Annotated in this window: 1 protein-coding gene; it reads right to left on the bottom strand. The window is 61.9% G+C overall.

The genetic code is table 11. The features are described 5' to 3' along the window. Positions 1-1092, bottom strand: a complete 1092-nt coding sequence (locus B0E41_RS00030; RefSeq protein WP_077327314.1) for an IS630 family transposase — start codon at positions 1090-1092, stop codon at positions 1-3. Positions 1093-1167: the final 75 nt, after the last annotated feature.

Here is a 1167-nt window from a genome sequence, read left to right as displayed (position 1 = left end):
CTAGTGTCCTGTCCCGCTGATACGTGAACAAAGTCGATGCAGCTTTTCAAGGATGGAATCGGCAGTGGCGGTCCACCTGAACGGCTGGCAGTTTTCGTTGTGAGCGGTGACGAAGTGGTCGATGCGTTGCACGAGTTGTTTGACGCTGGTGAACGAACCGCGCCGAATGGCCTTGTCGGTGATCAGTGCGAAGAAGCGCTCGACCTGATTGAGCCAGGAACTGTAGGTCGGGATGAAGTGCAGCTGCCAGCGCGGCCGCGCGGCCAGCCAGGCTTTGATCTTGGGGTGGCTGTGGGTGGCGTAGTTGTCGCAGATGCAGTGAATGTCCAGCTCTGCGGGTACGGCCTTGTCGATCTCGCGCAGGAAAGCCAGAAACTCCTGATGCCGATGGCGCGGCTTGCAGGCGGCCAGCACCGCACCGTTGAGCACGTTCAGGGCTGCGAACAGCGTGGTCGTGCCATGGCGCTTGTAGTCGTGGGTGACGCCCTCGACGTAGCCAAACCCCATGGGCAGCATCGGCTGGGTGCGCTCCAGCGCCTGGCACTGGCTCTTCTCATCCACGCAGATCACCAGCGCGTTGTCCGGCGGACTCAGGTACAGCCCGACCACATCGCGCAGCTTCTCGATGAAGAACGGATCGGTGGAGAGCTTGAAGCTCTCGGTGCGGTGCGGTTGCAGGCCAAAGAGCTGGAAGTAGCGCGCCACGCTGCTCTTGGAGATGCCGGTCTCAGTGGCCACGGTGCGCACGCTCCAATGCGTCGAGCCGTTGGCTGGCTTGGTGTGCAGCGTGGTCTTGATCAACTGCGCCACGCGCTCATCGTCGATCGTGCGCGGCTTGCCCGGGCGTACATCGTCGTACAGGCCAGCGATGCGCCGCTCGATGAAACGCGTGCGCCACTTGCCCACGGTGGCCTTGGTCAGCGCCAGTCGCTCGGCGATGGCGTTGTTGGGCTCCCCGTCAGCGCTGCTCAGGACGATGCGCGCCCGCGCGCTCAAGGCAGCAGGCAGCGAGCGACTGCGCGCAAACGACTGCAACTGCACACGCTCTTGCTCGCTCAACAACAATTGGACCTTCGGTCTGCCAGTTCTCATCGCGGTATCTCCATTCCCAAGATACCGCATCGGCATGCACGATTAATGCCAGTTATTAACGGGACATAACACTAG

It is taken from the genome of Hydrogenophaga sp. A37 (assembly GCF_002001205.1).
Taxonomy (GTDB): Bacteria; Pseudomonadota; Gammaproteobacteria; order Burkholderiales; family Burkholderiaceae_C; genus Hydrogenophaga.
Note: the sequence above shows the minus strand (reverse complement) of the source record. Positions and strands in the feature narration are given on the sequence as shown.

What these genes read in the sequence shown, in the direction of transcription:
- B0E41_RS00030 (WP_077327314.1), bottom strand. Translation starts at nt 1,092, where the DNA reads ATGAGAACTGGCAGACCGAAGGTCCAATTGTTGTTGAGCGAGCAAGAG.